The 25,543-nt window shown below is 72.5% G+C and carries 20 protein-coding genes; 14 read left to right on the top strand and 6 right to left on the bottom strand.

Going from position 1 to position 25,543, the window contains the following annotated elements; all coding sequences use genetic code 11:
• Positions 1–5 precede the first annotated feature (5 nt).
• Entirely contained in the window at positions 6–3,260 is a 3,255-nt protein-coding gene (locus tag ACFHW0_RS25055; RefSeq protein ID WP_416611351.1) for a non-ribosomal peptide synthetase, read from the bottom strand.
• Between the two features lie 329 nt (positions 3,261–3,589).
• On the opposite strand from ACFHW0_RS25055, the gene ACFHW0_RS25050 reads away from it, so the two are divergent.
• The 6 genes from ACFHW0_RS25050 to ACFHW0_RS25025 all read left to right on the top strand — a co-directional run bounded on the left by ACFHW0_RS25050 (position 3,590) and on the right by ACFHW0_RS25025 (position 9,891).
• Complete coding sequence (locus ACFHW0_RS25050; protein ID WP_416611350.1) at positions 3,590–5,095, top strand: AMP-binding protein; 1,506 nt, start codon at positions 3,590–3,592, stop codon at positions 5,093–5,095.
• A gap of 93 nt (positions 5,096–5,188) precedes the next feature.
• Entirely contained in the window at positions 5,189–5,674 is a 486-nt protein-coding gene (locus ACFHW0_RS25045) for a rod shape-determining protein MreC (RefSeq protein WP_416611349.1), read from the top strand.
• 213 nt (positions 5,675–5,887) lie between these two features.
• On the top strand, positions 5,888–7,213 hold the full coding sequence (locus tag ACFHW0_RS25040) for a glycosyltransferase 87 family protein (protein WP_416611347.1): 1,326 nt from the start codon (positions 5,888–5,890) through the stop codon (positions 7,211–7,213).
• On the top strand, positions 7,210–8,247 hold the full coding sequence (locus tag ACFHW0_RS25035; protein ID WP_416611345.1) for a glycosyltransferase family 2 protein: 1,038 nt from the start codon (positions 7,210–7,212) through the stop codon (positions 8,245–8,247). Before ACFHW0_RS25040 ends, ACFHW0_RS25035 begins: the two co-directional genes overlap by 4 nt.
• Positions 8,244–9,209, top strand: a complete 966-nt coding sequence (locus ACFHW0_RS25030) for a lysylphosphatidylglycerol synthase domain-containing protein (protein WP_416611344.1) — start codon at positions 8,244–8,246, stop codon at positions 9,207–9,209. Before ACFHW0_RS25035 ends, ACFHW0_RS25030 begins: the two co-directional genes overlap by 4 nt.
• 52 nt (positions 9,210–9,261) lie before the next feature.
• Positions 9,262–9,891: a class I SAM-dependent methyltransferase gene (locus ACFHW0_RS25025; RefSeq protein ID WP_416611342.1), complete on the top strand. Its 630-nt coding sequence runs from the start codon at positions 9,262–9,264 to the stop codon at positions 9,889–9,891.
• A gap of 105 nt (positions 9,892–9,996) precedes the next feature.
• Here ACFHW0_RS25025 and ACFHW0_RS25020 read toward each other — a convergent pair whose 3' ends face one another.
• The 3 genes from ACFHW0_RS25020 to ACFHW0_RS25010 all read right to left on the bottom strand — a co-directional run bounded on the left by ACFHW0_RS25020 (position 9,997) and on the right by ACFHW0_RS25010 (position 12,709).
• Entirely contained in the window at positions 9,997–10,803 is an 807-nt protein-coding gene (locus ACFHW0_RS25020) for an AfsR/SARP family transcriptional regulator (RefSeq protein ID WP_416611341.1), read from the bottom strand.
• Between the two features lie 182 nt (positions 10,804–10,985).
• On the bottom strand, positions 10,986–11,702 hold the full coding sequence (locus ACFHW0_RS25015; protein WP_416611339.1) for a polysaccharide deacetylase family protein: 717 nt from the start codon (positions 11,700–11,702) through the stop codon (positions 10,986–10,988).
• Positions 11,699–12,709, bottom strand: a complete 1,011-nt coding sequence (locus ACFHW0_RS25010) for a glycosyltransferase family 2 protein (protein ID WP_416611337.1) — start codon at positions 12,707–12,709, stop codon at positions 11,699–11,701. Before ACFHW0_RS25010 ends, ACFHW0_RS25015 begins: the two co-directional genes overlap by 4 nt.
• A 269-nt stretch (positions 12,710–12,978) precedes the next feature.
• Between ACFHW0_RS25010 and ACFHW0_RS25005 the strand changes: the two genes are divergently transcribed.
• From ACFHW0_RS25005 to ACFHW0_RS24975, 7 genes are all read left to right on the top strand, one after another.
• Positions 12,979–14,289 carry an aspartate aminotransferase family protein gene (locus ACFHW0_RS25005; RefSeq protein ID WP_416611385.1) on the top strand — a complete coding sequence of 437 codons (1,311 nt, stop codon included), beginning with the start codon at positions 12,979–12,981 and terminating at the stop codon, positions 14,287–14,289.
• Positions 14,283–15,302, top strand: a complete 1,020-nt coding sequence (locus ACFHW0_RS25000) for an NAD-dependent epimerase/dehydratase family protein (RefSeq protein ID WP_416611335.1) — start codon at positions 14,283–14,285, stop codon at positions 15,300–15,302. The genes ACFHW0_RS25005 and ACFHW0_RS25000 overlap by 7 nt, the downstream gene beginning before the upstream one ends.
• 11 nt (positions 15,303–15,313) lie before the next feature.
• The gene (locus ACFHW0_RS24995; RefSeq protein WP_416611333.1) at positions 15,314–16,282 is read left to right on the top strand and encodes a UbiA prenyltransferase family protein; all 969 of its coding nucleotides are present in this window, start codon (positions 15,314–15,316) and stop codon (positions 16,280–16,282) included.
• Positions 16,279–17,292 (top strand): glycosyltransferase family 2 protein, encoded by a 1,014-nt coding sequence (locus tag ACFHW0_RS24990; protein WP_416611331.1) that lies wholly within the window; start codon positions 16,279–16,281, stop codon positions 17,290–17,292. Before ACFHW0_RS24995 ends, ACFHW0_RS24990 begins: the two co-directional genes overlap by 4 nt.
• Complete coding sequence (locus ACFHW0_RS24985) at positions 17,289–18,326, top strand: glycosyltransferase family 2 protein (RefSeq protein WP_416611330.1); 1,038 nt, start codon at positions 17,289–17,291, stop codon at positions 18,324–18,326. Before ACFHW0_RS24990 ends, ACFHW0_RS24985 begins: the two co-directional genes overlap by 4 nt.
• On the top strand, positions 18,323–19,438 hold the full coding sequence (locus ACFHW0_RS24980) for an endonuclease/exonuclease/phosphatase family protein (RefSeq protein ID WP_416611328.1): 1,116 nt from the start codon (positions 18,323–18,325) through the stop codon (positions 19,436–19,438). Before ACFHW0_RS24985 ends, ACFHW0_RS24980 begins: the two co-directional genes overlap by 4 nt.
• Before the next feature lie 149 nt (positions 19,439–19,587).
• Positions 19,588–21,042, top strand: coding sequence for a cellulose binding domain-containing protein (locus ACFHW0_RS24975; protein ID WP_416611326.1), 1,455 nt, complete (start codon positions 19,588–19,590; stop codon positions 21,040–21,042).
• Positions 21,043–21,213: 171 nt separating this feature from the next.
• Here ACFHW0_RS24975 and ACFHW0_RS24970 read toward each other — a convergent pair whose 3' ends face one another.
• Positions 21,214–23,196, bottom strand: a complete 1,983-nt coding sequence (locus ACFHW0_RS24970; protein WP_416611324.1) for a cellulase family glycosylhydrolase — start codon at positions 23,194–23,196, stop codon at positions 21,214–21,216.
• 352 nt (positions 23,197–23,548) lie between these two features.
• Complete coding sequence (locus tag ACFHW0_RS24965) at positions 23,549–23,977, bottom strand: hypothetical protein (protein ID WP_416611322.1); 429 nt, start codon at positions 23,975–23,977, stop codon at positions 23,549–23,551.
• Positions 23,978–24,795: 818 nt separating this feature from the next.
• On the opposite strand from ACFHW0_RS24965, the gene ACFHW0_RS24960 reads away from it, so the two are divergent.
• The gene (locus ACFHW0_RS24960) at positions 24,796–25,485 is read left to right on the top strand and encodes a ThuA domain-containing protein (RefSeq protein ID WP_416611320.1); all 690 of its coding nucleotides are present in this window, start codon (positions 24,796–24,798) and stop codon (positions 25,483–25,485) included.
• The last annotated feature ends 58 nt before the right edge of the window (positions 25,486–25,543 follow it).

Below are 25,543 nucleotides of genomic sequence, written 5' to 3'. Positions count from 1 at the left end.
CGGGATCACGGCGTTCCGTCACCGGGGTGACGGACGACTTCACGGGCCACCGGAACGATCTGGTCCAGCCGGGCGAGGTCGGGACGCTCGTCCTCGGCATCGATCCTCGCGGCGACCTGCGCGATCGTCGGTTGGCGGAAGAACTGCCGGAGGCCGTACTCGATGCCCCACTCGGCCCGCACGCGCGCCACGAGCTGCATGGCCAGCAGGGAGTCGCCGCCGGCGACGAAGAAGTCGTCGTGCACACCGGTCCGCCGCCCGCGGAGCACCCGCGTCCACAGCCGCGCCAGCCGCCGCTCGGTCTCGGTACGTGGCGGCGTCCCGGTGCTTGGCAGGGAGATCTCCCGGCCGGGGCGACCCGCGAGGGCGCGGCGGTCCGTCTTACCGGTCGCCGTGGTCGGTAGCGCGGGCAGCAGCACCAGACGATCGGGGAGCATGTAGTGGGGAAGTGTCGCGCGCAGCGCGGCATGCCAGTCCCGCGTCTCGGCGGTCTCGGCGGCGGCGACGAAGGCATGCACCCGCCGGTCGGTGGGGTCGCTGTCGTCCACGACCGCCACCGCGTCCCGGACCCCCGGCAGGCGCCGCAGGGCCGCCTCGATCTCGCCCAGCTCGACCCGGTACGCACGGATCTTGACCTGCTGGTCGGCCCGGCCGAGATACTCGATCCGCAACCCCTGCGGCGTCCGGCGGAAACGCGCCCGGTCGCCGGTCCGGTACATCCGGGCACCGGGTCGCGGGCTGAACGGGTCGGGCAGGAAGACCGACGCCGTCCGGCCGGGATCGCCCAGGTATCCGCGAGCCACCGTGGGGCCGCCGACGAAGATCGTGCCGGGCATTCCCGGCGGCACCGGCCGCAGCGCCGGGTCCAGGAGATGGACCGTCATTCCGGGCAGCGGTTCGCCGATGAGCACGGACGGGTCTTCCGGCCAGTCGGGGGGGCAGACGAAGTAGGTGCTGTCCACGGTTGCCTCGGTGAGCCCGTAGCAGTTGACCACCTCGGTGTCCGGCCCGCCGAGCCGCCGGAGGCGGGCCAGCTCGTCCGCGGGTACGGTGTCGGATCCCACGATGACGAGCCGGAGCCCGCCGAGGCCCTGGCCGCTGCGCTCAAGGTGCCCGGACAACGCCCGCAGGACGGTCGGTACGAAGTCCGCGACATCCACCCGTTCGTCCCGGATCAGGGCGAGCAGCCGGTCGGGCGAGAGCAGGAACTCGCGGGGGCAGACCACCAGCTTCGCCCCGGACGTGAGGGACCGGACGAGTTCTCCGAGGAAGCCGTCGAAGCAGAAGTTCGCCATCTGCAGGTGCGACCGGATCCGCCCCCGGAGCCCGAAGGCGTGTTCCCACGCCAGGCAGGTGCCCAGGAGGCCACCGTGGGTCGCCATGACACCCTTCGGCTGTCCGGTCGACCCGGAGGTGTAGATGACGTAGCTCAGCTGCCCGGCGGCCGTGGTGCGCGCCGGCCGACCGGTCGGCAGGTGGCCGAACGCCGTGTGGTCCGGGTCGACGGTCAGCACGTGCCGCCGGTCGTCGGCGAGGTCGTCGGCGAGCTGCTCCTGGGTGAGCAGGACGGTCACGCCCGCGTCGGCCAGGATCGCCTCCCGCCGGGCGGCCGGCATGTCGGTGTCGACCGGCACGTACGCTCCGCCGGCCTTCCAGACCGCCAGCACGGCGACGATCGTCTCGACCGAACGCTCCATCAGGATGCCCACCCGCGTCTCGGGTGCCACCCCGAGCTCGCGCAGGCGGTGCGCGAGTTGGTTCGCCCGCCGGTCCAGTTGCCCGTAGCCGAGCCGTACGCTTCCGCAGACGACCGCCTCGGCGTACGGGTCGGCGTCAACGATCCGCTCGAAGAGATCCAGCACCGACGTCGCCGCCGGTGCGACGACGGGCGCCCCGGTCGACGCGGCGGCGACCATGGACCGTTCCGCCGGGGTGAGCACGTCGAGGTCCCCGATGTCCGCGTCCGGCCGCTCGCACATGCCGGCGAGCACGTTCTGCCAGTGCCCTGCCAGACGGTCGATCGTGGCCCGGTCGTAGCTGCTGGCCCGGTACCGGGCGACGAGGTCCAGGGCGCCGTCGTCCTCCACCACGTCGAGGGTCAGGTCGAGCTTGGCCAGACCGAGCTCGACCTCCCTCAGTGAGGCCCGCAGTCCGGCGAAGGAGTGCCGCTCGCCGGCGCCGGCGACGTACTGGAACAGGATCTGGAAGAACGGGCTGTTCTCCAGGTCCCGCCCGCCGCCCAGCGCGGCGACCACGGAGTCGAAGGGGACGTCCTGGTTGTCGTACGCGGCGAGACAGGTGTCGCGTACCCGGAGCAGGGCCTGTCGTACGGTCGGCGCGCCGGACAGATCGGTGCGCAGCGCCAGGGTGTTCAGCAGCGGCCCCACCATGTCCTGGACGTCCGGATCGTCGCGCATCGCGATCGGCGTACCCACCGTGATGTCGCCCCGTTGCAGGTAACGCGACACGGTGATCTTCAAGCCGGTCAGCAGCACCATGAACAGCGTGACCCGCTCGGCGCGGGCGAGGGCCCGCAGCCGCCCGGCCAGGTCGTCGGCGATGGCGTACCGGGCGTGTCCGGCGGCGTGCCCGGCATCGGTCCTCGCCCCGCGGTCCGGCGGCACGCGGGAATCGCCGGGGATGCCGTCCAGGCGACCGCGCCAGTAATCCAGCTGACGGTCGTGTCCGGCGCTGTTCCGCCATTTCTCCTGTCTCGCGACGACGTCCGAGAACTGCGGCCGAGAATGTGCCGGACGGAATTCGCCATTCTCCGCGAGGGCGGCGTACAAATCGCGGAAATCGCGGAACACCACCTGCACCGACCAGCCGTCGGAGACGATGTGGTGCACGCCGAACAGCACGATGTGCCGGTCGGTTTCCGTGCGGACGACCGCCGCCCGGAACAGCGGGCCACGCTGAATGTCGAAGGTGCGATGCGCGAGTCGGTCGACCAGGCCGTCGGCGGTCGTGCCGCGTCCCGAATCCGGAAGCGCGGAGAGATCGATGAACGGTATCGCCCCCGGTCGGTCACCCGTCGACGTGTCGATGGCCGGCTGGCCGTCCTCGTCCGGGAACCGGGAACGCAGGATGCGGTGCCGGCGGACGATCTCCTGCAACGCCCGGACCGCGAGCGCGGGGTCGAGCGGGCCCGACAGGTCGATCGCCGAATAGCTGTTGTAGACGGGGACGCCGGGCGTGATCTGGTCCAGGAACCAGAAGCGCCGCTGGCTGGCGGAGACCGCCTCCGGCCGCGACGGCACCTCCGTTCCTTCGTCCGAACGCTGCATCAATCGGCCTCGCGAGTCCTGATCGCCAACAATTCATGAGGTGGACGTTAATTGGCTGGCGGCCACTCGGACGCCGCTACCGGTCGTGCCGCCGCTGAAATCGCGGTGCACGATCGTGAAGACCGACCAAGTACAACAAGGCCCGCCGAGTTTCGTCAAGCGCCTGCCACGGCACCCTTGCCAAGATCTGAAAGCGGCCATCAGGCATTGGCGCTAATCGACCATTGGTGTGGTCGGCATCGGCTGGACGCGAGCGTTGGGGGCGGCTACCCTGACTTGTCTGCGGAAGCTCGGGGGGCGACGTGGAATCGATCCGGCTCGTGGGTGCGGACCTCGCCGTCGGCGAGCCGATTCTTCCGTTGCTGGACGCCTCCTTCGGCCGTTTCGGGAAGCGGCCCGCCGTGTCCGATTCCGGCGGCTGCCTGACCTTCGCGGACCTGGACGCCGAGACCCGCTCACTGGCGGCGGAGCTGCGGGCGGCCGGCGTCGGCGCGGCGGAACCGGTGATCATCCAGACCGCCGCGTCCCGGTGGGCGATCGTCGCGATGCTCGCCGTGCTGCGGGTCGGCGCGCAGTACGTGCCGGTCGACCGGTTGTTTCCCCGCCGGCGGCAGGAGGACGTCATCGTGGCGAGCGGGGCGACCTGCCGCATCACCGAGTCCGAGCACCCCGACGCCGGGCTCCGGATCACGGGCGCCGCCGCGGAGCCGTCCGGAGCGTCCCCGCGTGCCCGGCCAGCGGGGGAGTCCCCGGCGTACACGTTGTTCACCAGTGGCTCGACCGGTACGCCGAAGGGCGTGGTGGTCACCCACGACGGCCTCGGATACTCCACCCGCGCCCGCATCCACTACTACCGGCAGGCGCCGTCGGTCTACCTGCTCTGCTCGTCGATATCCTTCGACAGCTCCGTGGCCGGCATCTACTGGTCGCTGGCGACCGGGGCGCACCTCGTCATCCCCGGCCGCAACCCGCTCGACGCCGAGGCCATCGTGACGGCGGCGGACCGTTTCCGCGGCTCCCACCTCCTGCTGCTGCCCACCCTCTACGAGGCGGTACTGGACACGGCCGGCCCGGGGCAGCTCACGAGCCTGCGCACGGTCATCGTCGCGGGGGAGCCCTGCCCGCCGCGCCTCGTCGGCCGGCACTTCGCGCAGCTTCCCGGTGCGGCGCTCTACAACGAGTACGGACCGACCGAGGGCACCGTGTGGACGATGGTCCACCGGTGCCGTCCGACGGACGCCGACTCGTCCGACGTGCCGATCGGCCGGCCGATTCCCGGGACGACCGTGTACATCGACCTCGACGGCGAGCGGACGGGCTCCCGAACCGGAGAACTGCGGATCTCGGGCCCGGGCGTCGCGGCCGGATACGCGACGGCGGCCGGTGGGCTCGCGCACTTCCCGGGCGCCGAGGGAGCGCGAACCTATCGGACCGGCGACGTCGTCAGCCTGGACACCGAGGATCTCGTCCACTTCGCGGGCCGCCGCGACACCCAACTCAAGATCGGCGGAATGCGGATCGAGCTGGCGGAGATCGAGCAGGCGATCGTCCGGCGCGTCGGCGGGCGACCCACCGCCGTCGGCATCGCCCGCCGACGCTCGGCGGTTCCCGGTCTGGTCGCCTTCGTGACCTGTGCCGACGCCCGCGAGAGCCTGCCCGACCTGCGCCGGCTGCTCCGCGACGACCTGCCTCGCGGCGCTCTGCCCAGCCGCTGGCAGGCGGTCGAGGAACTACCGAGACTGCCGAACGGCAAGCTGGACCGGGCCGCAATCGACCGGATGGCCGCCGACTTCCTGTGTCGCCCGTAGGGCCCGCTGCCCCGCCAGCACTGCTGAAGCACCAAGGGGCCAGGTCGCCGAAGCGACCGTTCGCCAGTCTCACGAAGGTGTTCGAGGTGCCCGGTGAGGACGGTGTGGACGGCGACGCGGGCCGTACCCGCTGAGGTGGTCGGCAGGAACGGCCAACAGGTGATCGTGGCGTTCCCGAACGATCAGGGAGTTCGGCAGGGGCAACTGGCCGTCGTCGCCGAAGGCTTGGTCGGACGCGTGACGGCAGTCGATGGCGTCCGCGGCGAAGCCACCGTCGACCTCGTTACCAGCACCGGATTCGCCGGCCGGGTGTACACGAACATCAGTAATGTTCCGGGTTCCGTACGCGGCACCGGCGGGAAGCTGGTCATGGAAGGCGTTCCCGCAGATGGCGAGGTTTACCAGACCAGCCGTGTCCTGATGCCGGATCCGTCCCAGCAGAGCAGTCAGGTCGGCGCTGTCACGATCGGGCGAGCGTCCGCGGACAAGGCGGCCGGCGGGACCACGGTGGAGCTCACGCCGACAGCCGACCTTGCCAATTTGACCAGATTGTCGATCATGACGCCACCCGCCGGCTGACGGCGGTACGACCCGCTAGCGTTCACCCGGAAGATGCTCCTCGAACTGGTGTGAGCAGTTCACGCGCATGGCTCGTCGCGACAGCCTGTCCGGCGTGACGGCCGGTGTCGGTCCGGCCGCTGTGGACGGTGGGTAATCCAGACCAGTTACAGGATGCGTTCAGTGATCGATTGCTACCGTTCTCCCGCCGACGCCTGAAGGGGGAGATCGGTGATGACCCTTCCGTCGGCACCAGACCCCGGCCCTCGGCCGCGACGCCACCCCGGCCCGGCGCTCCCGGCCACCGCCCTGCTCCTGCTCCCGGTGCTGGTGGCCGCCGCCGCGGTCGTCGTGCACCGGGCGACCGGCCGGTTCTGGGGCGACCTCGCGGCCTACCGGGCGGGCGCGCTGGCCGCCGCCGGCGGTGACGGGCAGCTCTACGATGTCGCCCACCGGGGCACCGACGGCATCGCGCTGGGCTTCACGTACCCGCCCTTCGCCGCGCTGCTGCTGCAACCGCTGGCGTACGTCGACGCCGCCGTCGGCGTCGGGCTCTGGACGCTGGCCTCGGTCGTCGCGTTGTCGGCGGTGGTGCGCGTGGCGCTGCGCGCCGCCGGCGCGGGCCCGCCGGTACGCCCCGGCGCGGTGCTGGCGGGCACCGTCGCGGCGCTGCCGATGTTCCCGGTGGCCGGTCACCTCCAGGTCGGCCAGGTGGGCCTGTTCCTGATGCTCATCGTGTTGCTGGACCTCACCTCCGGCCCCGCCAACCGCTGGCGGGGCCTGGGCGTCGGCATCGCCGCAGGGATCAAGCTCACCCCGCTGATCTTCGTGGCGTACCTGCTCTGCACCGGCCGGTGGCGCGCGGCGGGGGTGGCCCTGGCCGGGTTCGCCGCCACCGTCGGGCTCGGGTTCGCCTGGCGGCCGAGCGACTCGGCGCGGTTCTGGGGCGGCGGCCTGCTCGACACCGCGCGGGTCACCGGCGATCCCCGCACCGTCCTGAACCAGTCGCTGCACGGCGCGCTGGCGCGCCTCGGCGACGTCGCCGACGTGCGCGCCGTCTGGCTGCCGGTGGCGGCGCTGACGGCGGTGGCCGGGATCGTCGTCGCGGCCCGCTGCGCCCGCGCCGGCGACGAGCTGCGCGGGGTGCTCGCCTGCGCGACGACGGGCGTGCTCGTCTCGCCGGTCTCCTGGCACCACCACTGGGTCTGGTGCGTACCGGCCCTGGTGCTGCTGGCGGCGCGGGCCCGGCCGCGGGCCGACCGGGCCGCCGCGCTGGCCGGCGCGCTGCTCTGGACGCTCTGCGTGGCCAGCGCCGCCTGGACTCTCGTCGGCCTGCGCGGCGAGGACCTGCACTTCCGCGGCTGGGAGCTGCTGCACAGCAACACGTACGTGCTGGCCGGGCTCGTGGCGCTGGGCGTGCTTGCCCGGCGTCCCGGCGGGCCGCGGGCGGGCGCCGACCCGACCGGGCCGGCGTCCGCCGCGCCCCGGCACGACCAACCGCAGGAGAGGGACGGTGAGACCGTGACCCGCGCCGACGCCATCGAGGACCCGATCCGGTGAGGATCTCCGTGGTCGTCCCCAACTTCAACAAGGAGCGGACGCTGCACGAGTGCCTGTCGGCGGTGTACGCCCAGAGCCCCCCGCCGGCCGAGGTGATCGTCGTCGACGACGCGAGCACGGACCGGTCCCGGCGGATCGCGGCCGGGTTCCCCTGCGCGGTGGTGGCGTTCCCGGTCAACCGGGGTGTCTCGGCGGCCCGCAACGCCGGCGCCGCCCGCGCCACCGGCGACGTGTTGTTCTTCGTCGACTCCGACATCGCGCTGGCGCCCGGCGCGCTGGCCGCCGCGGTACGCACCCTCGAGGCGCACCCCGACTGCGGCGTCGTGCAGGGCATCTACGACCTGCGCCCGCTGCACGACGACGGGCCGGTTGAGGCGTACAAGACGCTGTTCGAGCACTTCTGGCGGCGTCGGGCCACCGGGGTGACGGCGACCACCATGTTCGCGCTGACCGCCGTGCCCAGGGCCGTCTTCGAACTGGTCGGCGGCTTCGACGAGCGGCTGCGCGACGCCGAGGACGTGGAGTTCGGCACCCGCCTGCCGAGCCGCTACGAGATCCGGGTCAGCGACGAGATCGTCGGCCGCCACGACGACGTGGACCGGCTGTGGCCGTACCTGTCGGAGCTGTTCCGCCGTGCGGTGACGTACGCCGACGCCGTGGTCGTGGCCCGCTGGGAGCGGCCGGTGGCCGGCGCGGACGCCGCGGGCCGGACGCCGCACCGGGTCGACCTCGCCTCGGTGGTGGGCATGGCGGCCAGCGCGCTGGCCGTCGGCACCGCGTCGCTGGCCCTGGTGTCGCCCCGGCTGGCGCTGCTGGCGCTGGGCCCGCTCGCCGCCTTCGTCGTGGCCGACCGGGAGCTGCTGGCGTTCGCCCTGCGCCACCGCGGCCCGGGGTTCCTGCTCTACGCCGCGGGGCTGCGGTGGCTGACGCACCTGACGGAGTTCGTCGGGATGGGGCTGGGGGTGTGCGCCGCGCTGCTGCGGCGGGTCCGTGCCGGCCGCGCCCGCCGGGTGGCCCCGGTGTCGCAGCGGTGAAGGGCCGCTGGTGGCGGCTGGCCAACCACGTCCTCACCGCGGCCTTCGTGGTGGCCCTGACCGTCGGTCTGGTGCTGTTCGTACGCGCCCAGGACTGGACGCCCGTGGCGACGCTGGCCGCCCGCCTCGACCCCGTCCGGGTGACCGCCGCGCTGACCGCCGCCCTGCTGATCAACTCGGCCGGGCTGCTGCTGGGGCTGGCCTCGTGGCGGGCGCTCTTCGTCGACCTCGGGGCAGCGGTCGACCGGTGGACGGCGTACCGGCTCTTCTTCGTCGGGTTCCTGGCCAAGTTCGTCCCGGGCCGCTTCGTCGCCCTGCCGGTGCTGCTGCGGATGGGCAAGGAGATCGAGGTGGGCCCGGTCCGGCTGGCCGGGGTGTTCCTGCTCAGCTGGGCGGTGGTCGCGATGACCGGGACGACGGTCGCGCTCGCGGCCGGGCCGGCGCTGCTGTCGGGCGCCGCCGGGTGGCTGCTGCTCGCCACGGTCCCCCTGGTCGTGCTCTTCGTCCGTCCGGACCTGCTCAACCGAGGGCTCGGCGCGTCGGCCCGGCTGCTGCGGCGACCGCCCCCGCAGGTCGCCGCGTCCCCGGCCGGCCTCCGCCGGGCCATCACCGCGCAGTCGCTGTCCTGGCTCGTCTCCGGGCACCACCTGTGGCTGCTCGCGGTGGCCGCCGGCGCGCCGCCCCTGCGGTCGTACCTGATCTGCGTCGCCGGCTTCGCGGCGGCCACCGTCGCCGGCCTGGTGGTGATGGTCGCCCCGGACGGCCTGGGCGTACGTGAGGCGGTGCTCATGGTCGGGCTGGCCACCGTGTTGCCGGTGACCGTGGCGACGCCGGTGGTGCTGGTCAGCCGGCTGGTCTGCGCGCTGAGCGAGGTGGCGGTCGGCGGCGGCGGGCTGCTGCTGGCCCAGTACATGCACCGGCGCCGTGTCGGCCCCGTCGAGCGGGCGGCGCCGGTCGGCTGACCCGGCCCGTCACCTGAGTTGAGTCTGAGTCGGAGAGAGAGTCGGTGACACCATGTCGATCACGCCACTGCGGACGATGGCACGGCTGGTCGGAGTCCCGGTCCGGGCGCTGGTGCGCCGCAGCACGAGGCTGAACGCGGCGCTCTGGGACACCCAGTACGCGCTGGGCTTCTGGGGCTACCTGGACGGCGCGGGCGACGGGGCCATGCCGCTGTCGCTGATCGAGACGTGGGCGCCGCGCCCGACGATCCTCGACCTGGGCTGCGGCACCAGCGCCAACCTTCCCCTGACCCGGGGCCGGTACCGGCACTACCACGGCGTGGACATCAGCCGCCGGGCGATCGAGGTGGCCCGGTCGCTCGACCGGCCGGACGCGTCGTACGAGGTGGCCGACATCCGGGCCTACCGGAGCCTGGAGCGGTACGACGCCATCCTGCTGCGCGAGGTCATCTACTACCTCTCGGTGGGGGAGGCGGAGCACCTGCTGCGCCGGCTGCCGGACATGCTCACCGCGCGGGGCCGGATCATGGTGCAGATCTACGACGTCGACCGGTCCCAGCAGTTCGTCGAGGTGATCCGCGGCTGCGGGCTGGACGTCACGACGCGGCTGCCGACGGACTGCGCCGACGGCGCGACCGGCGCCTTCTTCGTCCTGACCCCCGCGGCCGCGCCGCCGCGCTGAACCCCCGCGGCCGCGCCGCCGCGCTGAACCCCCGCCGCCGCCCGGCCGCCGGGGCGGGGGAGGGGCCCGTCGGGCGTCCCGCGCGCCCCGGGCCCCGCCCCGCGCTCAGACGGAGACCCGGCGCTCCCACCACGGCCACACCGTCACCGGTTCGCTGCGCAGCAGCCGGCGATGCAGGTCCTGGAGCCGGTGCCCGGGTTCCACCCCGAGCCGGTCGGAGAGGGTGCTGCGGGCGTCCTGGAAGGCGGTGAGCGCCTCCGCCCGCCGGGAACTCTGCCCGAGCGCGACGAGCAGCAGCTCCCAGAGCCGCTCCCGCATCGGGTGCTCGGCCAGCATCCAGCGCAGCTCGGCGACCACGTTCTCGACGTCGCCGAGCAGGAGCCGTACGCCGGTCGCCTCCTCCAGGACGTCCTGGCGCAGCTCGGTCAGCCGGATGCGTTCGGCCTCGGCGAGCGGGCCGGTCGCCTCGTGCAGGGCCCGGCCGGTCCAGTGGGCCAGGCCCCGCTGGAAGAGGTAGAGCGACTGGGACAGGTCGGCCTGGGACCGGGCGGCGCGGGCCGCCCGGACGTCCTGTTCGAAGCGGATGATGTCCACGGCGTCCGACGGGATGTCGAGGGTGTAGCCGGGCCGGGTGGACCGGAGCACCCGGGCCAGGGCCGGCCGCCGGCCGGGCGGCTCCAGGACCCGGCGCAGCCGGCCGATGTAGGTGTGCACCATGTTCTCCACGGAGTCGGGCCGGCGGCCGGCCCAGATCGCGTCGACGATCTGCGCGACGGACATCACCATGCCGCTGCGCAGCGCCAGCACCGCCAGGACCTCCCGTTGCCGTGGCGTGCCCAGGTACAGGTGCGTGTCCCCGCGCTGGGTCCGGATCGGCCCCAGGAGCAGTATGGACAGTTCATCGTGCGACATCAGGTGTCTCCCCCACCAGAGGAACCGGGTGCCAGGACCCGGCTCGGCACTTGTCGACGGCGCTGTCCGGGCACCGGACAACCACGGCGTCGGGGCGGGTCCGGGACGGCAGGCGAGTCGACGGTTCGACGCGCGTTCGGCGGCTCCCCGCAGCGGGAGGGCCCTCGGGGCATCCGCGCCACCTACCGGTCGTCCGGGACGGTGACGAAGCGCAGCCCGCGATCGGTCAGCCTCGGAAGGACCTCGGCCAGGGCCGCGACGGTCTGGGACCGGTCGCCGCCGCCGTCGTGACAGAGCATGATCTGCCCGGGCCGGGTGCGCGACAGCGTCCGGGCGATCCGGTCGACGCCGGGGCTGCGCCAGTCGCTGGGGTTGACCGTCCAGTCGACCGGGACGAGGCCGAGCTCGGCGGTGGTCCGCAGCACCCCGGGCGACCAGTTGCCGCCGGGGGCGCGGAACAGCCGCGGCGTGTGCCCCGTCGCGTCCTCGATCTCGCGCTGGGTCCGGTCGATCTCGGCTGTGATCTCGTGCCGGGCCAGCGCGGCGAACGGCTGCGGGTGCGTCATGGAGTGGTTGCCGATCAGGTGACCGGCGGCCAGCACCTCCCGGGCCAGCTCCGGGTGTTCCCGCACCCGGTCGCCGACGAGGAAGAACGTGGCCCGCACGCCGTGCCGGTCGAGCAGGTCGAGCATCGGCGCGGTCCACCGCGGGTGCGGGCCGTCGTCGATGGTGAGCGCCACGTCGTCGCCCGGCACGCCGAAGGTCGGCCGGCGGGGACCGCCGAGCGAGGGGCGTCGGCGCAGGAGCTGCCGGCCGCGGTAGGCGAAGAGCAGGTAGTGCAGGGCGTGCGCGCAGAGCTGCGGGCCCAGCCGGGCGGCCGGTTTCCGGGCGCCGCTCATCGGGGCGTTTTCGCGGTGGTCACCCGGGTCGGCCCGAAGTCGCGGTCGGCGAGGTGGCGCAGCCCGCCCACGACGGCGCCCGTGACGACGGCCAGTTGGACCAGCAGGTGCACGGCGAAGAAGAAGACCGCGTACGCGGGCCCGCGCCGGTGCAGGACGAACCGCAGCAGCCCGGGCTCGGCCACCACGAACAGGGCGAGGAGGAGCAGCGACGCGGCCGGCCAGCCGCCGAGGAGCGGGGCCAGCGGCAGGGTCGCCGGCACCAACGTCGCGGCGACCAGGGCCAGGGGGCTGTTGGCGCGGATGCCCGCCGGTCCGCGTTCGGCCAGGGCCACCGGGATCAGCAGCTGCGAGCGGTGGAACTGCTTGCGCAGCAGCGCCCCGAGCCGGCTGTCGTCGTCGTGCCGGCAGACGACGGTGTCGGTGAGGACGATGCCGTACCGGTCGCCCATCCGGTCGCCGAGTTCGACGTCCTCCGAGGCGCGCAGGTTCTCGTCGAACAGCCCGACCGAGGTGAAGACCTCGCGGCGGATGAGGCAGACCGCGAAGAGGGTGGTGCGCACCCGCCCGACGTTGCGCAGCCGCCAGTAGTGCCCGTGCAGCAGCCGGTACGCCTCGACCGGCCCGTCGTCGATCAGGGGTTCGAGCGCGTAGATGCCGTGTACGCAGGCGACGTCCGGCTCCTCGCGGAGGATCGCGAGGGCGTTCCCCAGCGCGTCCGGTTCCGGGGCGCAGTCGGAGTCGAGGAAGAAGAGCAGCTCGCCGGTGCTGGCCCGGATGCCGCGGTTGCGGGCTGCCGCCGGCCCGGCGTTGCGGTCGGTGACCAGCAGCCGGCATCCGTAGCGCCGGGCGATCGCCCGGGTGTCGTCGGTGCTCGCGTCGTCGACGACGATGACCTCGGCCACCGGCTGTCGCTGTCGGCGGACCGCCTCCAGACACGCGCCCAGGGTCTTCGCGCTGTTGTGGGCGGGGATGATGACCGACACCGTCGGCGGCATGATCAGCACCTCACCGGTACGTAGGGCAATACGTATGCGAATTGACAGATGGAAATTCCGTTGTGCCGCGACCAAGTTATCGACCGGTCACCCCGTCCCGCAAGGGTTGCCTTGCGTAGTCAAGGTTCCATCCAGTGCCGATCCAGGAAAGATTTCGGGCCGATAGATACCGTCGCGGCATGCCCAATCTGGTCAGCGTCGAGGAATGCGAGCGGTTCACCGTTCGCGAGGTGCACGACCTCTATCGGCGGTACGTGAACGCGAGCCAGGTCAATCTCATGACCTCGTTCGGCTTCGGCCGGGAATTGGTCGAGCACGCCGAGGGGGCCTACCTGACGTTACGGGACGGCCGGCGGGTCCTCGACCTGACCGGCGGCGTGGGAGTGCTCAACCACGGCCACAATCATCCACGCATCGTAGCGGCGCGGCAACGGTTCGCGGAGCGCCGGCGGATGGAGGTGCACAAAACGTACTTCTCGCCCTACCTCGCGGCGCTCGGCCACAACCTGGCGGAGCTGCTTCCCGGCGACCTCTCGATGTCGTTCCTGCCGAACTCCGGGGCGGAGGCGGTCGAGGGTGCGGTGAAGCTCGCCTTCAAATACCACGGCGGCCGGCGGGGAACCATCCTTCGCGCGGACTGCGGTTTCCACGGAAAGTTGCTCGGCTCCGGCGGACTGACCGGGCAGCCCCACTTCGACTTTCCGACAATTCCGGGAATCGTCCCATTCGCTTACGGCGATCTGGATTCCGTCCGGTCGGCCATTGACCGGCACCCGGACGACGTCTATGCGCTGATCGTCGAACCGTTCAGCGCGTCCACCATTCAGTGGTGCGACGAAGGCTTCCTGCGCGGGGTGCGCGAACTGTGCGACCGGCACGACATCGTGCTGATCTTCGACGAGATCTACACCGGCTGGGGCAAGACGGGCAGCCTCTTCTACTTCATGCGCTACCCCGGCCTGGTGCCGGACGTGCTGACCACGAGCAAATCGTTCGGCGGGGGCAAGTCGTCCATTTCGGCCTTCGTCGCCCGGGAGCCGGTGTTCCGCAAGGCGTACGACAATCTGACCGACGCGCTGCTGCAGAGCACCAGCACGACCTACTACGGCATGGGGGAGGAGTGCGTCACCGCCATCGAGGCGATCAATGTGGCGGTGGAGGACGACTATCCGGCGCGGGCCCGCGAGCTGGAACGCGTGCTGGAACCGGGCCTGACCCGACTGGGCAAGGAGTACCCGGACGCGGTCGGCCGGGTGGCGGGCGCCGGGGCGCTCTGGGGCGTCCAGATCGACGGCGGGCCCAAGCTGCTCGACCTGGTCTCCCGGCTCGCCCCGGGCGGCGTGGCCCGGGACCCCAGGTTCAAGGCGAAGCTGGTGACCTGCGCCGTCGTCAACGCGCTCTACCGGGACCACGACATCTTCACCTACTACACGCTCAACGGCCTGAACCCGCTGGTCATCGGTCCGTCGCTGGTCACCGACCCGGCCGACGCGCAGCGCGCCGTCGACGCCCTCGGCGAGGTGCTGGCCCAGGGACTGAACCGGCTGGTCACCCGGTTCGTCGCGCAGAAGGTGGGATCGCTGTGGTGATCGCGATCACCGGCGCGGCGGGCATGCTCGGCTCCCGGCTGATCGAGCGCCTCGGCGCCGACGGCCACCACGTACGCGGCGTCGACCTGCGGCCGGAGAACGGGGTCACCCACGTCGGGGACGTCCGCGACGCCCGCCTGCTGGATCACGCCTTCGCCGACGCCACCGTCGTCATCCACTGCGCGGCGGCGCTACCCAGCTACCCGGCCGACCAGATCCGCTCCGTCACCGTCGAGGGCACGCGCGCCGTGTTCGCCGCCGCGCAGCGGGCCGCGGTGGCCCGGGTCGTGCACGTCTCGTCGACCGCCGTCTACGGGCTGCCGACGCGGGTGCCCACCCCGGAGGAACACCCGCACGCGCCGGTGGACACCTACAGCGCGGCCAAGGCGGCGGCCGAGGAGATCGCCGTCCGGCACCGCGCCGGCAGCCTGCCGGTGGCGGTGCTGCGACCCAAGACCTTCCTCGGCCCCGGCCGGATGGGGCTCTTCTCGATGCTCTTCGAGTGGGCCGAGGAGGGCCGCAACTTCCCGGTCCTCGGCCGCGGCGACGTGCGGATCCAGATGTTCGCCGTCGACGACCTCGTCGACGCGGTGGTGACCGTCCTGCACGCCCCCGACGAGGTCGCCAACGACACGTACAACCTGGCCGCCGAGCGCTTCGGCACCCTCCGGGAGGATTTCCAGGCGGTCCTGGACGCCGCCGGCCACGGCCGACGGGTGGTCTCGCTGCCGGCCCGGCCGGCGCTCGCCGCGCTCAGCCTGCTGGAGCGCAGCCGGCTCTCGCCGGTCTACGGACGGCTGCTGCACAAGCTGATGGCCGACTCGTACGTCAGCATCGACAAGGCCCGGCAGCGGCTGGGCTTCCAGCCGAAGCTGTCCAACCAGGACGCGATCCTGCGCACCTTCGAGTGGTGGCGGACCGAGCGGCACCGCGAGCGCCCGGCGCGGGACGGGCGGACCAGCCGCGATCCCTGGCGGCAGGGCGCCCTCGCCGCCGCGAAGATCTTCTTCTGACAGGGGCCCTGATGACCGCCGTGGAAAGCGTGGTGGAGCCGGTCGCCCCGGTCGCCACCGGACCCGTCGCGCGCGTGCCCACGCTGCTGCGACACCTCGTGGCGCTGGCCCGGCCGGGCCACGCCGTCAAGAACCTGCTCGCCGTCCCGCTGGCCCTGACCGACACGCCGGTCTGGACGGCGACCGCGCTGTGGCGGTGCGTCTGGGCGGTGGCCGCGTTCACGCTCGCCTCGTCGGTGATCTACGTCGTCAACGACATCGCCGACCACCGCCTGGACCGGGCGCACCCCACCAAGCGGCGTCGGCCGATCGCCGCCGGCCACGTCCCGGTGCCGGTGGCCGGGGCGTACGCGGTCGTCCTCGCCGTGCTGCTGGCCACGCTGACCGTCAACGGTCCGGCGATGACGTGGTGGCCGCTGGTCGCGTACCTCGCGCTGAGCACCGCGTACAGCAGGTGGCTCAAGCACGTGCCGCTGCTGGACGTCTGCGTGGTCTCGGCCGGCTTCGTCCTGCGCGTCGTGCAGGGCTACGCCGCGACCGGCGCGGCCGCCTCCAGTCTCCTGCTCACCGCGGTGTTCAGCGGCTGCCTGGTGCTCGTCCTCGGCAAGCGCCGGCACGAACTGGCCGCCCTCGGCACGCCGCACCGGCCCGCGCTGGTCGGCTACAACCTGCTGCTCGCCGACCATCTGCTCGGTCTCACCGCCTCCCTGGCCGGCACCGCCTTCCTGCTCTACCTGCACGTCGACGCGCCGATCGACGCCTACCCGCCCGTCGCGCTGGCGATCGTCGTACCGCTGGGGCTGCTCGCCGCGTTCCGCTACCTGCAGGCGGTGCTCGTGCTGCGCACCGGCGGTGACCCGATCCGGATGTTGCTGCGCGACCGGATGATCGTCGGTTGCGCCGTACTCGCCGGCGCCACGCTGGCCCTGGCACAGATCACCGCCCGCTATCCCCACCTGCTGACCTGGACGGACAGATGAACCATCCCCTGGTGTCGGTCATCGTGCCGAACTACAACTACGCCCGCGCGCTGCATCTCTGCCTCGACTCCCTGCGGGCACAGACGTACCCGCATCTGGAGATCGTCGTGGTCGACGACTGCAGCACCGACGACTCGGTCGCGGTCGCCGAGGCCCACGGCGCGCGGGTCGTGCGTACGCCACGCAACGGCGGGCCGGCCGCGGCCCGCAACCTCGGCGCGGCGACCGCGGCGGGCGAGATCCTGTTCTTCATCGACTCCGACGTGGCGGCCAAGCCCGACGCGGTGGCCAACGCGGTGGAGCTGCTGGCCGGCGACCCGACGATCGGGGCGGTCTGCGGCAACTACGACCCGGTGCCGCTGATCCGCGACAGCCTCCTGGAGGAGTACCGCTGCCTCCAACAGTCCTACTGGCTCATCGCGGACGAGGGGCCGATCATGACGCTCTACACCGCGCTGCTGGCCGTGCCGGCGCGGGTGTTCACCGAGATCGGGCCGTTCAACCCCCGGCTGCGGGAGACTGAGAACGCCGACTACGGGATGCGGCTCGCGCAGCGCTACCAGATCCTGCTCTCCCCGCGGGTGCGCGGCGTGCACGACCACGACCACGAGCTGGGGGTGCTGGTGCGCAAGGTGTTCACCCGCACGGCGCTGCACATCCCGATGTACGCCCGCAAACCGGAGTTCCCCGGCGGGCTGAGCAGCGGTCCCCGGGCCTGGGTCAGCATCGCCGCCCCGCTGGCCCTGCTCGCCGCCGCCCTGCCCCTGCTGCTCGGCCCGGCCTACCTGCTGGTGCCGCTGGCCGCGTTCGTCGCCTTCCTCGCCGGGGACCTGCCGATGCACCGGTTCGTACGGGCCGAACGCGGGCCGCTCTTTCTGGTCTACTTCGTCGCGATGCACTTCTTCCTGAACCTGGTGATCGCCGTCGCCGCGGCCTGCGGCGTGGTCGCCTGGCTGACCTCGGGCCGGTTCCGGCGGCTCTACGACCGACCGGAGGTCGCCACCCGATGAACGAACTCCCGCTCGTCTCGGTGATCGTGCCGAACTACAACTACGCCGAGTCGCTGGACCTGTGCCTGCGCTCCATCCTCGACCAGACCTACCCGAACATCGAGCTGCTGATGGTCGACGACTGCAGCACGGACCAGTCCGTCGCGGTGGCCAGCGCCCTCGGCGTCCCCGTGGTCAGCACGGGGGTCAACGGCGGCTGCGGCACCGCCCGCAACGTCGGCGCCGCGGCGACCCTCGGCGACCTGATCTGCTACGTCGACTCCGACCTGGCGCTGGCGCCCGACGCGGTGGCCACCGCGGTCCGGCTGCTCGTCGAGGACCCGGCCGTCGGGGCGGTCTGCGGCATCCAGGACGCCGAGCCGTTGCTCCACGACACCGTGGTCTCCCGGTACCGCGGCCTGCAGTACCACTACTGGTCGATCAGCTCCGAAGGCGACGTGTCGTTCCTCTTCCCGGCCATGTGCGTCATCCGGCGGGCCGTCTACGACGAGGTCGGGCCGTTCAACCCGGCGCTGCGGCAGACCGAGGAGGTCGACTACGGCTACCGGCTGACCCGCCGGCACCGGATGCTGCTCACCTCCGAGGTGCGCGGGCGGCACGACCACGACCACGAGCTCTCCGGGCTGTTGCGCAAGCTGTTCCACCGGGGACGGCTGCGCATCCCGCTCTACGCGCGCGCCCGCCGCTTCGGCAAGGGCTTCGAGACCGCCTCGCGCGCCTGGGGCAGTCTCGCCGCGTTCGCCGCCCTGCCGGCGCTGGCCGTACCGCTGCTGCTGGGTCCGTGGGGGGCGGTGGTTCCCGCCGCGCTGCTCGCCGCCTCCCTGGCCTGCGACGCCGGGATGTACGGCTTCGTGCTGCGCCGGCGCGGCCTGGCGTCCCTGCTCGGCTTCGCCGGGCTGCACTTCCTGGTCAACGTCACGATCACCGCCGGGGTGGCGACCGGTGCGGCGCAGTGGCTGCTGTCGCGCACGTTCCGGCAGCTCTACGACGCCTCTTTCCCGGTCGAGGGCACCCGCCGGTGGGAATCGGCGTGACGACGGCCGCGCCGGTGACCGCCGCCGGCACCGAGCCGACGCCGCCCGCCACCGCGCGGCCGCGGCGCTGGCCGGCGGCGGTCCTGGCCGGCGCCGGCGCGCTCTGGCTCGCGTTCACCGTCGCGCACCTGGCGCTCAGCGGGCGCTGGTGGCTCTGGCTCGCGGTGGACGCCGTGCCGCCGCTCTTCTTCCTCCTGGCGCCCCTGGCGCTGGGGGCCGGCGCGGTGGCGGTCCGGCGGCGGCGCCGCACGGTGGCGCTGCTCGCCGCCGCCGCGTTGCTGCTCGGCGCGGGGCAGAGCGGCGTCAACGTCCGCCGGTGGCAGGGCGGCGACGGCCCGGCCCCGCCCGACGCCCTGCGCGTGTTCGTCTGGAACACCGGCTACTGGGACGAGGGAGGCGAGACGGAGGCGCTGTACCGGTCGCTGCGCGACGCGGACGCCGACGTCTACCTGTTGCAGGAATACTGGTACGAGAAGAGCGCCGGACCGACGCCGGCCACGCTCGACCGGCTGCGCGCCGAGTTCCCCGGCTTCCAGGTCGTGGTCGCCGGCGAGCTGGTCACCGTCTCCCGCCTGCCGGTGCTGCGGCAGGTGCCGCTGGAGCCGGCCGGCCTGCCGCCGGCGGTGGCGGGAGCCGGCGACCAGTGGCGCTACAAGACCCTGCGAACCGACCTGGACCTCGGCGGCGGCCGCGTGCTGTCGGCGTACAACCTGCATCTGCCCGTGCAGCTCTCGCCCGAGCACGGCCCGTTCGACGGCGACTTCTACCGGGTGCTGCGCGAGCAGCACGCCCAGCGGGAACCGCAGTGGCGGGCGCTGGCCCGTGACGTGGGGTCCAACCCCCATCCGGTGCTGCTCGCCGGGGACCTGAACACCAGCCCGGCGATGGGTGACCTGCGCAAGCTTCCCGACGGCCTGCGCGACGCCGGTCACGCGATGCCGTCGCTCTACCCGGCGAGCTGGGCGGAGTCCGCCGGCTGGCCGCGGTGGTGGCGGCTCGACTGGGCGCTCGCCTCGCCGGCGGTGCGGGTGCACTCCTACCGCTTCGGCGACGCGGGCGGCGTCTCCGACCACCGTCCGCAGGAGCTGCTGGTGTCGCTGGGCGACGGCTGACACGTCGCGTCCGGTCGTGCCGGCCCGCGCGGACGTACCCGCCGGCCGGGATCGGCGCCGCGCCCGGACATCGACCATCTAGAATTCCTGGCATCGTGGGGCCGGCTCGACCGACCCGGTCCCGGGTACCCACCGACGGAGGCCCGCTGATGACCCGCTCCCGTACCGGCAAGGCAGCTGCCGCGATCGGCCTGGTCGCCGCCCTCGCCGGGCTGGGCGCGACGGCCCTGGCCTTCGCGCCCACGGCGCACGCCGCCGCGCCCGAGCTGACCGCCGCGTTCGCCCGGACCTCGGTGTGGAGCACCGGGTACGGCGCCCAGTACCTCGTCACCAACCGGGGCGACGCCGCCAGCACGGGCTGGGTGGTGGAGTTCGACCTGCCCGTCGGTTCCGAGGTGAGCAATTCGTGGAGTTCCGTGCGTACCCGGACCGGCCAGCACTACCGCTTCACCGACGCCGGCTACAACGGCAACGTCGCTCCCGGCACCGCCGAGAGCTTCGGCTTCAACGTGCGCGGGCTCGGGGAGCCCCTCAACTGCACCGTGGACGGCCGGCCCTGCGCCGGCTCCGCCCCGCCCACCACCGCCCCGCCGACGACCGCTCCCCCCACGACCGCCCCGCCGACCACCGCCCCGCCCGCCGGCCCGGTGGTGGACGTCTCCACCGCGGCCCAACTCCAGGCCGCCCTCGCCGCCGCCCGGCCCGGCCAGACCATCCGGCTCGCGGCCGGCACGTACCGCGGGGCGTTCCTGACCCAGCGGGCCGGCACCGCCTCGTCGCCGGTCACGCTGACCGGGCCGCGCGCCGCGGTCCTGGTCAACGACGGGCCGGCGGGCACCGGGCCGTCCTGTCCGGTGCCCACGGCCGGCTGGGACTCCGGGTACGGTCTCTGGCTCTTCGACGCGCCGCATTGGAACCTGACCGGCTTCACCGTCGCCGAATCGAAGAAGGGCATCGTGCTGGACAACTCCCACCACGTCACGATCGACGGGGTCCACGTGCACCACACCGACGAGGAGGCGGTGCACTTCCGCCGTTCCTCGGCGGACGGGATCATCCGGAACTCGACGATCACCGACACCGGCCTGGTGCAGCCGGGCTACGGCGAGGGGGTCTACCTCGGCTCGGCGCAGTCCAATTTCGGCTGTCACGGCAACTCCGGCGGGGTGGACCGCTCCGACCGGGTCCAGGTGCTGGACAACCACATCGGCCCGAACGTCCGGGCCGAGCACGTGGACATCAAGGAGGGCACCCAGGGCGGCGTGTTGCGGGGCAACCGGTTCGACGGCCGGGGCATCTCCGGCGTCAACTCGGGCGACTCGTGGGTCGACGCCAAGGGCAACGGCTACCTCATCGAGGGCAACACGGGCACCTTCCAGTCGCCCGGCACGTTCGCCAACGGCTACGAGACGCACAACCTGCTCGACGGGTACGGCTGCGGCAACGTCTGGCGGGGCAACGCCTCGGACCTCGGCGGTGTCGGCGGGTACGCCGTCCGGGTCTCCTCGACCTCGAAGTGCGCCGCGAACCCCAACGTCGTGTACGCCTCGAACACCGTCACCGGTGCCCGCACCGGGCTGACCAACATCAGCGTCACCCCGTAGCGCGCGGGCCGCGCCGCCTGCACCGGCGACCCGTGTGCGACCGCGCGCCAGGATCGATGCCCCACGCGGGCCGCCTACCGGGCTGCGCCTGCCACGGCGCTTCCGGCCGGTCACCCGTCGCGTGGGTGACCGGCCGGTCGCGTCGCCGGCACGGATGCCGGTCGAGGGCGGTCAGGACGACGCGGCGCAGGAGATGTCGCCGGGCACGGTGTCGGGGCCGTTGGCGGTGAAGCCGAAGGCGGTCGTCCCGTTCGGGGGCAGGGCGCCGTTCCACGCCTCGTTGCGAACCGTCACCGTCGAGCCGGAGACGGTGTGCCGGCCGCTCCAGAGCGAGCCGATCGAGGTGCCGCTCGGCGAGGTCCAGGTGACCGTCCAGTTCCTGGTCGCGCTGGTGCCGGTGTTCTTCACGGCCACCTCGGCCTGGTAGCCGCCCGACCAGGAGGTGGTCACCCGGTAGGTCGCCGTGCAGCCGGCGTCGCCGCCACCGCCGTCGAGGGTCGTGAAGGTACGTCCCGGCGAGGGGGCCGAGACATTGCCGGCGGCGTCCCGGGCCCGGACGCTGAAGGTGTAGCTGGTGTTCGCGGTCAGCCCGGTGGCGGTGTAGCTGGTGCCGGTGACGGTGCCCACCACGGTCGCCGCGCCGGTCCCGGTCGCCCGGAGCACATCGTACGAGGTGACGCCGACATTGTCGGACGCGGCGGCCCAGGCCAGCGAGGCGCCGGTGGCGGTGATGCCGCTGACGGTGGGCTGCCCCGGGGCGGTCGGCGCGACGGTGTCGCCGCCCCCACCGTTGGCGTAGCGCTCGGCCAGGCTGATGCCGGTGGTGCTGGCCGCACCGCCCAACCGGACCGCGTGGTCCAGCCCGACGAACTTGTTGTTGTGTTGCCACAGCGCCGGCTTGAGCAGGGCGTACTTCTGCTCGTCCCAGGTCTTCCAGTCGTCGAGCAGCAGTCCGCCCGTGTCGCCCGAGTTGGGGTTGAGCACCCAGAACGCCTGGTGCAGCCCGTGCTCGACGATCAGGTCACGCAGCGCGGTCATCCACTTGTCCTGCCGGGCGTCCTGGCCGAGTCGGCCGCCCCACTCGCCGATCAGCAACGGCGCGGTGTCGTTCTCGTGGATGAAGAACCAGTTGGGCCGCCACACGTCGTTGGTCAGTGAGGTCTTGTCGAACTCCTTCTGGAACCAGGGCTGCTCGAAGACCAGCGGACCGTAGTCGTGCGGCGAGTACACCAGTTGGTCCTGGTGGGCGCCCAGGTTGACGGGCAGGGTGCGCACGCCGCGCAGGTTGCCGCCCCACCAGTTGTAGTAGTAGTTCGGCGAGAGGTCGGGGTCGGTGTTCGGCGAGCTCCAGCTCTCGCCCTCGCGGGGGTAGACCTCGATTCCCTCGACCAGGATCAGCAGGTTGGGGTTGATGGCCAGGATCCGTCGGGCGGCAGTTTCCGCAACGTGCTTCCAGTTGTCCTGGTCGGTCGAGTTGTCCCACTTCGCGCGCGGCGGCTGGTTCGGCGTGCCGTGCGGTTCGTTCTTGAGGTCCATCGCGACGATGGTGTCGTTGGTGAGGTAACGCGCGGTGACCCACTCCCACGCCTGGTAGAAGTGCTCGGTGGTGATCGTGCCCTTGTACCACATCGGATGGATGTGCCCGGAGTTGTCGGCCTCCGCGCTGTGCACGTCCAACATGACCTTCAGGCCGTACTGCTCGCAGAGCTGGAGCCAGTAGTCGAAGACCTGCAGACCGTTCTTGCCGGCCAGCTCCGGGTTGGCGTAGGTGTTGACGTTGACGGGGCCGAACGTTCCGGCCTTCCACTCCAGCAGCAGTTGGGTGGAGACGGGCACTCGGACGATGTTGATGCCCCGGTCGGCCATCGACTTGGTGATCTGGGTGATGTTGCCGGACCACAGGCCGTGGAAGACCCGTTCCGAGGCGTTGAACCCGAACCAGTTGGTCCCCGTCAGCCAGACCTCGTTGCCGGCCTCGTCGACGATCTTGTTGCCCTCGGTGTGCAGCCAGTCGTTGGCGGGAACCGCGGCAGCGGCGGGTGCGGTGGTGGGGGTGGCTCGGGCCGGGGCGGCGATGCCGGGGCCGGCCGCGACGGCGCCGGCCAGCAGGGCAGCAGCAGCGGCGGCGGCAAGAGCTTTTCGTTTGACGGACACTGACGCCTCCAGGCGGTGGTGGGCGGTATCGCAACGCATCCAAAGAAGCAAATGGAAGCGCTCCCATAGAGTATTGCCGAGACGTTCGGGGTGGAAGCCCCCTCCTGTCGGGTTGGTCCGCTGCACACCACCCGGCCGTACCCGTAGGCGTCGCCGGGTCCGGCCGCCGGCGAGGGCCGACCGCTGGCGCGGTGCTGGCGGGAGTGGCCGAGCCACGCGGCGGGTGAGGAGCAGGGTCGCCCGGTGCGGGGCCGCGCAGCGAGTGGTCCCACCGCAACGCGTCGACCGTCAGCACCGCGCCGTCTCCCTCCGGGTTCCTGCCGATGGGCCGGTTCCGGTCCTCCTGGCGCGGTCAGAGCCCGGCCGCGGCGTCGTACCGGCGACGCAGGTCTGCCATTTCCGGCCCGGTCAGCGCCTCCTCCCGCGCCTGCTCCACATACTTCTGCGGGAACATCTCGCGCAGCCGGTCGACGAACGCGACGTCGGCGCTCGCCTCGACCACCCGGATGCCGGGGGGCTCGGTGGACATATCCATGATCACCGGGCCGACGAGCTTGACGGCCCAGTCCCACGGGCGCTTCTGCTCGGCGATCCCGCAGAGGTGGAAGCCGTAGACGGTTCGCACGTCGGCGAGGGCGGTGGCTTGCGCCGGCTCGTGACCGTAGACGCGGACTCCGCAGATCACCGCCGGTTCCGCCCTGCCCTCGGTGCCGGCGTGCGGCGCGTCGTGTCCAGCGTGGTGGTGTTGCTCCGGATCCACCTGTTCGAGCGTGCTCCGCATCCGGGCCATGATCCGCGTCCGCAGATCCGCCGGCTCGGCTTCCGATCCGGCCGAGTTGGTCAGTACGACCGCGCCGGCCGTCAAAGTCAGGATCGCCGCCACCCACACGAATCGATTTCGGTACCATCCCGCGAAACTCTGCCGGGAGAACATGCTCACCTCTTGTCTGGTCGCCGTTTCCGGTGCGTCGACAGACGGCCCGGATGCCTCCGGCGGGTCGGATCTCGGGCGTCGGCCGTGGTGGGACACGTACGGCGGGGACGGTTGCCCAGGAGCGTGCCCGTCGTACGTGGAGACGGCCCGGCGAGGCGGCGCGCGAGGGCCGGTGAGACCGGCGCGCTGCCGGCGCTGCTGCTCCCGTGCTGCCGTTCCCAGCGCGGTTGCCCCCGCGCTGCGGCGATGTGAGCCATTGCAGCACGACCGGGACCGCTCCGGCAACATCGACGATGCTCGTCGTCGTGCCGGTCCGGCCGGCCGGCGTCCGCGTCCGATCCCCGTGCGCCTCAGGGGACCATAGATCCGCGATGATGGATATCTTGGCCGAAGGCGGTGGGAGGATCGTGATGCGAGGGTGGGCTGCTCGGTCTCGCCGTCCTACCCCGAGACGGCTGGGTCTCCGTCTACCTGACCACCGCACGTCAGCTGGAACGGTGCGATCGCGCGGGGCGGCACCGTGAGCTTCGGGATCCAGGGCACCCAGGGCACCGCCACCCCGCTTCCAGCCCAACGGCGCCACCTGCCAACCCGGCTGAACGGGGCGGCGAGTACGGGCAGCCGGCGACCTGACACCGGCAGGGCGGGGTTGGCAGCATGGTCGCATGAGCTTCGAGGTCATCGTCATGACCAGGACGGCCGGATACCGGCACGACTCCATCCCGGACGGCATCCGCGCCGTACAGGCCCTCGGCGAGGAGCACGGCTTCGCCGTGACCGCCACCGAGGACGGTGACACGTTCACCATCGACCGGCTGGCCGAGGTCGCGGTGGTGGTGTTCCTGAACACCTCGGGCGAGGTGCTCGACGCGGCGGCACAGCGGGCGTTCGAGTCTTTCATCGGCGCGGGAGGCGGTTTCGTGGGCGTGCACGCCGCCGCTACCACCGGCTACTCGTGGCCCTTCTACAGCCGGCTGCTCGGGGCCGCCTACTTCACTGACCACCCCGAGGTGCAGCAGGCCACGCTCCGGGTCGAGGACCACGACCACCCGGCGACCGCCCATCTGGGACCGACCTGGATCCGCCGTGACGAGTGGTACAACCACCGGTGCGGCGTCCGGTCGACCGCGCGGGTCCTGCTGTCGGTGGACGAGACATCGTACGAGGGCGGGACGATGGGCGCCGACCATCCGCACGCCTGGTGTGCCGAGATCGAGGGCGGGCGCTCGTTCTACACCGCGGGTGGGCACACCGCCGAGGCGTACGACGAGCCGGACTTCCGGGCCCATCTGCTGGGCGGGATCCGGTGGGCGGCCGGTGGCCGGGCGGGGTACGGGGGGCCCGTGGCCGGATGACGGAGCCGGGCCAGGCCCGCCGGGGGTGCTGTCCAGGGTGTGGATTCCAATGACTGCC

The sequence above is a fragment of the Micromonospora sp. LOL_025 genome (assembly GCF_048060285.1).
In the GTDB taxonomy this organism is placed as follows: Bacteria; Actinomycetota; Actinomycetes; order Mycobacteriales; family Micromonosporaceae; genus Micromonospora.
Note: the sequence above shows the minus strand (reverse complement) of the source record. Positions and strands in the feature narration are given on the sequence as shown.